Annotated in this window: 6 protein-coding genes; 3 read left to right on the forward strand and 3 right to left on the reverse strand. The window is 68.8% G+C overall.

What is annotated here, in order from left to right:
• Positions 1-139 (reverse strand): pyridoxamine 5'-phosphate oxidase family protein (locus VGZ23_10945; GenBank protein HEV2358109.1); only part of this gene is annotated, 139 nt, incomplete at its 3' end.
• Between the two features lie 10 nt (positions 140-149).
• Positions 150-575 (reverse strand): hypothetical protein, encoded by a 426-nt coding sequence (locus tag VGZ23_10950; GenBank protein ID HEV2358110.1) that lies wholly within the window; start codon positions 573-575, stop codon positions 150-152.
• Positions 576-705: 130 nt separating this feature from the next.
• Here VGZ23_10950 and VGZ23_10955 point away from each other — a divergent pair, with 130 nt between their 5' ends.
• Together VGZ23_10955 and VGZ23_10960 are read left to right on the forward strand one after the other, a co-directional pair.
• On the forward strand, positions 706-1,773 hold the full coding sequence (locus VGZ23_10955) for a Gfo/Idh/MocA family oxidoreductase (GenBank protein HEV2358111.1): 1,068 nt from the start codon (positions 706-708) through the stop codon (positions 1,771-1,773).
• On the forward strand, positions 1,770-2,786 hold the full coding sequence (locus VGZ23_10960) for a Gfo/Idh/MocA family oxidoreductase (protein HEV2358112.1): 1,017 nt from the start codon (positions 1,770-1,772) through the stop codon (positions 2,784-2,786). The genes VGZ23_10955 and VGZ23_10960 overlap by 4 nt, the downstream gene beginning before the upstream one ends.
• A 41-nt stretch (positions 2,787-2,827) precedes the next feature.
• Here VGZ23_10960 and VGZ23_10965 read toward each other — a convergent pair whose 3' ends face one another.
• Positions 2,828-3,646: a creatininase family protein gene (locus tag VGZ23_10965; protein ID HEV2358113.1), complete on the reverse strand. Its 819-nt coding sequence runs from the start codon at positions 3,644-3,646 to the stop codon at positions 2,828-2,830.
• 581 nt (positions 3,647-4,227) lie between these two features.
• Here VGZ23_10965 and VGZ23_10970 point away from each other — a divergent pair.
• The coding region (locus VGZ23_10970; protein HEV2358114.1) for an ABC transporter substrate-binding protein at positions 4,228-5,793 on the forward strand (1,566 nt) is incomplete at its 3' end.

A 5,793-nucleotide genomic window follows, 5' to 3' on the forward strand; every position in this document is an offset into this window, starting at 1 on the left:
CGGTGGCGAAATACAGGCGTCCGTCCGCCACGACGTGGCAGACCGGCACGACGTGCGGCTGTCCGTCCCGGCCCACCGTCGCGACCCGGGACACGCGTTCCAACGCGACGAGCTTGGCCAGATCCTTGCGCAGCCGCACGACGGTTCGCCTACATCTTCGACATGGCGGTCAGCTGGACGCCGATGATGTGCGCCGCTGCGTGCGCCTGCTGAAGATTGCCCATTTTGATCGCCTGATCGCCGACGTGCGCGAGCCACCACGCCACCTGGTACTCCTGATCCTGGCCCATCGCCCTCTTGATGTCCGGCATGATGCCCTTACCCTGTCCCTGACACGGATTGCCGGCCGCCTTGTCGAACATCGGGTCGCCGGAGCCCACCAGGCAGTTGATGACGTGGTGCAGGTGGAGCGAGACTTCTTTCATCGTGTCGTACTTCTCGGCGAAACCGGCGTGCGTGATCGCGGTCTTGAGCTCGTTCGCCATCCCCGTCGTGGCCGCCGGAGATGCCTGCGCGCCGAACGCCACCAGGGCCGCCACGGCCGTGCCCAGCACAAGCCACCGACCTGTCCGCATAATCCGCCTCCGTTGGTGGGACATACACCCTCACTTACTACGCCGCCTGTGTAAAGGTTCGATAAAGGCCGGGGCCAGGCGCGCACAGAACCCAATCTCAGGGTACCATGCGAACGAGAGGAGCAACGGCGTGCAATCGGTACGGGTTGGGTTGATCGGATGTGGCAGCATCGCGCGCTCGGCGCACCTGCCGGCGATGCATCAGCTGCGGAGCCGGATGGTGCTCGTCGCGGCGGCCGACCTCCAGGAGGAGGCGGCGCGGGCCGCGGCCGCGCCGTGGGGGGCGCAGGCCTACGCCGACGGCCGCCGGGTGGTGGAGCGCGACGACGTCGAGATGGTCGTCATCGCGACGCCCGAAGCCGCGCACCGCGAGTGGACGGAGGCCGCCGCGGCCGCCGGCAAGCACGTGCTGTGCGAGAAGCCGATGGCGCCCGCGCTCGCCGACGCCGATGCCATGATCGGCGCGTGCCGGCGCGCCGGTACGCACCTCATGATCGGGCACAGCCGCCGGTTTACACGCCGCTACATGGAGATCCGCCGCGCGATCGACCGGGGCGAGATCGGGTCCCTCCGCCTCGTGCGGGAGAACGAGCGGCGGGCCGGGGCGCGGGGGGGCGAGCCGGGATATTACACCGACGCCCACTGGACCGGGGATCCGGCCGTCTCCGTGGGGGTCGCGATCACGAACGGCATCCATGAGGCCGATCTACTGCGGTGGTTCGCCGGCGCAGAGCCGGTCGCCGTCTTCGCCGAGCACAAGGTGACGGGTGAACGGAACCGCGGCGTGCCCGATTTTCTGACCTGTACCGTGCGGTTCGCCAACGGAGTCGTGGGGTCGAGCGAAATCAGCAACTGCCTCCCGCCGGGCTACCCGGCGTTCCATCAATTCGAAGCCTACGGACTCCGCGGCGCGATTCGCGCCCGCGACCACGAGCTCGTCAGCCTCGTCCGGTTCGGCGAGGGTGGCGCCGACTTCCCGGAGAGCGGGCACATCCTGCTGCACAACCTGACCGCCTACGTCCGCGAGCACGCGGCGTTTGTCGACACGGTGCGGACCGGGCGGCCGTTGCCGATGCCGCCCGAAGAGGCGCGGGCTGCCCTGCGGTTGGCGCTCGCGGCGGTGGAGTCCGCGCGCAGCGGCCGGATGGTCCCGCTCGTCTCTCGGTCCGCCGGCGGAACCAGCGAGGTACGGGCGTGACCCCCGCAGACGGGGTTCGTCCGGCGGCGGACGGGGGGCCGATTGCGCTCGGTATCATCGGCGGCGGCCGGCATGCGGTCGCCTTGGTGGATCACCAGGCCCCGCTCCCCGACGTGACCGTGGCCCGGTGGGCCGGCAGCCCCGGCGGCGGCGACCTGGCCGTCGTGCGGGAACTGGCCACCCGGATCGAGGCACCGTTCGTGCGGGAATGGGAGGCCGTGGCGCGCGACCCGGACCTTCGCGCGGTGATCGTCTTGAGCGAGGCGGTGGATGCCACCGCGGCGGTCGAAGCCGCGCTGGGGGCGGGGAAGGTCGTGTTCTGCGCGGCACCCGCCGCGACGCGCATGGAGGATGTCAACCGTCTCGCCGGCGCCCGGGCCGGGGGGCGCGGGATTCTGCTCGCCGGCGGCGCGATCCGTCATTCGCCGGCCGGCCGTGAAGCGCTCCGCCTCGTCACCGGCGGCGACCTCGGGCCGCTCCACTCGCTGTTTGCGTCCGTCCGGCTGCCCATGACCGCCGACGGAGAACGCGCATCGGCGAGACAACGGGCCGTGCTCGAGGAGGTGGGTTGGGACCTCTTGGACTTCGTGGCCGCGGCGGGGGGCGGCGAGCCCGTGCGGGTGCACGCGCACGTCGACGTGCTCTTCGGGTCCGGCGCGCCGGATACCGCCGTGTGCACCATCCGCTTCGCAAACGACCTGATCGCCACGCTCGAGCTCAGCCGCTGCCTGCCGCCGGCGATCCCCGCTCCGCCCGAGGGCGAGGTGGAAATCGAGGTGATCGGCGGCCGCGAGGCAGTCCGGCTTGCGCCGGGCGCGACCGCCGTCCGCGTGTACCGGGCCGGCACGGCCCTGCGGCCCTGGGTGGACGCGCCGGCGCTGTCCATGCTTCGCGAGGTCGTCGAGGCGGCCCGCGGGACGGCGCCGGCCGCCGACGGCCTCGCCGAGGTGCGGCGCGCCGTCGGCCTCATGGACGCGATCCGCGCGGCCGCGGCTCCATCGGGCGCGACGTAGGATGCGCGGCCGCCAACGGCGGCGCTCGCGACGCGCGACGCTTATCCGCCGGCTTGGATCTCTCGCGTAGGCGCGGCTCCGGCGCCGAGATAGGGATCGACGGTGCGGAACCACTTGAGAAAGGCCGCGCAGGCCGACACCGCATGTTCCAGGAGTTGCCGGCCGCGCTCGGCGCTGCCGAGCGTCGGATCGGAGAGGCTGCCGGTGGGCGGCGTGACATCTTCCATGTCGAGCGGCACCGCCACCCGAACGCCGTCGACTCTGATCGCGCCGAGCCCTTCCGTGGGGCAGCCGAAGACCGTCCGCCGGCCGAACGCGCCCGCGCGGTGGAGCTGCACCCGCTCCGGCCGCAGATACATCATGAGCGACCCGACGGGCTCGCCGCCGTGCCCGAGGTCGACTTTGCCGCCGTATACCTTCTCGATCACCTCCGGCGCCTGGATGATCTGAAACGGCGCGATCGACGGGATCACCACCCCGTGCGACCGGCGGTACCGCCGCGCCACGAGCTCCACCGTGCCGGTGTTGCCGGCGTGCCCGTTAATGATGGCGATGCGCGCAAACTTGTGCAGCCGGAGACTCTCGATCGTATCCGTGAGCACGGCGGCGAGCGTTTCGGACCGCAACGTGACCGTGCCGGGATAGTTGCGGAAATACTCGGAGTAGCCGAAGGGCAGGGTGGGCGCGACGACGTCTCCCGTGATTTCCGCCGCCCGCGCGGCGATCTCGTCGATGATCAGATAGTCGCCGCCGGGGCAGTGCGGTCCGTGCTCCTCGATCGATCCGAGAGCCACGACTGCCGTGACCCCGCGCGCGATTGCTTCCTGAACTTCGGTCCACGGCATTTCGCCGAGTCGCATGTGTCCCCGCCTCCAAGACCGCCGTCTGGGAGCACCCGGCGGCGCGTCTGCGGCGCCGCCGTGCTCCGAACGAGAGTTTCCGGGCGAGACGCCCGTCTTCCCTACCGCGGGGTGGCCGAGTGGCCGGGCCGGCGGAGTGGAATGTCGTTGTGGTCGTGCCGAGCGGCAGCCGCAAGGGCAGGAGATGAGACCGTGATCGATGTGCTGGCGGATCGTTTGAACGCATGGTGCGACGCGCAACCGTTCGAGACCGGATGATACCTAACGGTGCCGGTGCACGTGTTGTCGCTAACGACCATCATCATCGTGAGCACGTCTTGGTCGTGGACCTGCTGGGGCTCGACGGCGCGAGATGCCGGACCGGGAGCCACGTTGCATCATCAGACTATCCCTCCCCGTGCGTTGTCTTCGGTGCGGCGCCCCTGTGGCGGCTCGATAACGTTTCGATGACGAGGCGAACCGGGGGAAGGCTCGTGGTCGGACGTTCCGGAGTCCTCCGTGGCGCGCGGAGGGAGGGGCTCCGACGGCACCGAATTTTCATGCCCTGCCATGATTCCGGCTCTTCGGGAGGCCGATGTATAATGAGGCTCGACGAGACCCATTTTGATCCCAGGTACCGCAGTGCGCGCGTTTCGCGCCGGAAACTGTTCCGTCTCGCCGCGCTCACCGGCCTCGGCGCCGGCTTCGCCCAGACACTCGGGATACCGCCCGTGGACGCCGCCGATGCGCCCAAACGCGGCGGCGTGTGGCGGATGGCGATTCCCGGGAACCCGACGGCGTACCCCATTACCATCCCGGGCAAGCTGATCGACATCCTGGTCGACAAGACCATGTTCAGCACCCTCGTCAAGTACGAGTTGCGAAACGGCGCCATTCTGGTCGTCCCCGACCTCGCGGAGTCGTGGACGGCAAACGCCGCGCTGACGGAGTACACGTTCAAGCTGCGTCGCGGCGTCAAATGGCACGACGGTCAGCCGCTGACCGCGGAGGACGTGAAATTCACGGTCGAGGCGACGCTCAACCCCAAGGTGAACGCCGGCATGGCCGGGGTCGTCTCCGCGATCTCCCAGGTCACGGCCGTGGATCCGGCCACCGTACGGTTCACCCTCAAGTACCCGTACGCGTCGCTGCCGGTCATGCTCGGGTACAACATCGCGATCGTCCCCAAGCATCTGTTGGACGGACAGGACCTGAACCAGCCGGTGTCGTTCATCCAGCATCCCACCGGCAGTGGACCGTTCAAGTTCAAGACCTTTGTGCAGGACAGCCACCTGGAGGTCGAGGCGAACAAGGACTACTACGGCGGCGCGCCGCTGCTGGACGGCATCGTGTTCAAAGTCATCCCGGACGGCAACGCACGGCTCGCGCAGCTCAAGTCCGGCGACATCGACTTTACCGTGATCGATCCGCCGCAGATCGCGGCGCTCACGGGCGCGGCGAACCTGCAAGTGCGGCGGGCCCCGCAGGTCAACTACTATTTCTTCGCGGTCAATCACGACCGGCCGAAGTTGGCGGACGTTCGCGTCCGGCAGGCGCTCTCGTACGCGATCGACAAGCAGGCGATCGTGAAGAACATTCTCAAGGGCGACGGCCGGGTGGCCACCGGGCCGATCAACCCCCTCCTCGGCGCGTACTACAACGCCAAGGTCGAGAGCTACGGCTACAGCCTCGAGCGGGCGCAGGGCCTCCTCTCGGAGGCCGGGTGGAAGAAGGGGGCCGACGGCGTGCTCGCCAACGCGAAGGGCGAGAAGTTCACGCTGCTCTTCAACGGGCCCAAGGGGTACCCGGTGATGGAGCAGGTGATCACTTACGCCCAGCAGCAATACCAAAAACTGGGCATCGTCGTCACGCTGGACATCGTGGACTGGCCGGTGCACCTCAAGAAATACCAGGACCGGGCCTACGATCTGCTGATGGAGTGGTGGATCACGCCGCCCAACGCCGACCTCTACGATCACTACTACAGCAAGTCGCCCAGCAACTGGTGGTCGTACAAGAATGACGCCGTCGACCGCATGCTGATCGCGGCGCGGAGCGAAGCCGACGAGAAGAAGCGGATCGCAGCGTACCACGAGATCCAGGCCGTGCTCGCCAAGGATGTGCCGGTGATCTATCTCTACTACCCGCCGGAACTCCAGGCGCTCAAT

This window comes from bacterium, from assembly GCA_035945995.1.
Taxonomy (GTDB): domain Bacteria; phylum Sysuimicrobiota; class Sysuimicrobiia; order Sysuimicrobiales; family Segetimicrobiaceae; genus DASSJF01.